The organism is Streptococcus parasanguinis (genome assembly GCF_001578955.1).
In the GTDB taxonomy this organism is placed as follows: domain Bacteria; phylum Bacillota; class Bacilli; order Lactobacillales; family Streptococcaceae; genus Streptococcus; species Streptococcus parasanguinis_U.
Genome location: NZ_KQ969689.1, coordinates 727119 through 728276 on the forward strand (window position 1 = coordinate 727119; position 1158 = coordinate 728276).

Below are 1158 nucleotides of genomic sequence, written 5' to 3' on the forward strand. Positions count from 1 at the left end.
AGCTTTTTAGAAATATTTCAATTATGTTTAGTTTATTGTTATTTACTTTTGGTACTGTATATGTTTCTAATAAAGTAGAAGGTATAGATCCAGGAGTGATACATTCCAAAGACTTCTATGATAGGAATTTCAACAATTGAATTTTCATCTATATTAATGAGTAATAAGAATATAGATAATTTTGTATGATTGGAGCTGGTTATTATGTACAATATAAGATTTTAATTATTGCTAAGATTATAAGAAATTGAGGGAAATGCTATGAATAAGATTTCTAAACTGTTAACGATTATCATATTATCTGCAACTTTGTCGATTGCTTCAATTTCATATGCAGATAGAGTTATAGTACATGATGGTACTTGGGATTATGGTTATGGATGGAATTATGCATATTCTCACTATAAGCATGACCATAAAAATCATGGTGCAAAGGTTGTGAATGCAAATAATGGAATTAAAAATTTTAGAAATGCTGGCCCTGGTGTTTGGGCTAAAGCATCTATAGGGACTCTTTGGGATCCAGCAACATTTTACTATAATCCTTCCGGTTTTTACTCAAATTAACGATTTTATTTGTTCTACAATATGTATTTGGTATTCATAAGTTAGAATATCATGAATTTCATAGATAAGTAAGAGGAGGAGCACCCCTCCTCTTTTAAAAATTTTGTCGAATACATTAGGGTTGAGCTTTTTAAAAGCGAGGTACAGGATGTATAGTAAGTTTAAAAAAATTTTATTAATTATTTCCTTTCTTTTGATTTGTTTAATTGGATTGTTATTCATCAATACAAATGAAAACGAGATTTTTGCTGGTTTTAGAAATGTAATAGTTGTTGAAAAATCTCCTGTCGATTTTTCTGATAAAATTGATGAATTTGTAGCTAAAAACGATATTGTTCTAGCAAGAAGAATTGTTGCTCCTATCGATGAGTCTAACAAACAAATACAAAATACATATGTTCCAATTGGAGCCAAAAATTTACCTAAAGAGCTAAAGCAGCAAACGGATAATGAATTAATAGAAAATAGTTCATACAATACAGTTTATGTTGTTGTGAGTGGTTCTATGAATGCGGAGCAAGTAGCTGAAGGATTATTGCAGCTTAATGCCACTGTTAGAGTTTTGCCAACTAATTATGAGACTGCTCTATT

1 protein-coding gene and 1 pseudogene are annotated in these 1158 nt (G+C 29.8%); both read left to right on the plus strand.

Annotation, left to right across the window (positions count from 1 at the left end; all coding sequences use genetic code 11):
- The first annotated feature begins 261 nt into the window (after nt 1-261).
- The gene (locus tag SPADD19_RS03490; protein WP_061455220.1) at nt 262-567 is read left to right on the plus strand and encodes a lactococcin 972 family bacteriocin; all 306 of its coding nucleotides are present in this window, start codon (nt 262-264) and stop codon (nt 565-567) included.
- Between the two features lie 148 nt (nt 568-715).
- Nucleotides 716-1158: pseudogene (locus tag SPADD19_RS03495) on the plus strand (DUF1430 domain-containing protein); the annotation flags it as partial.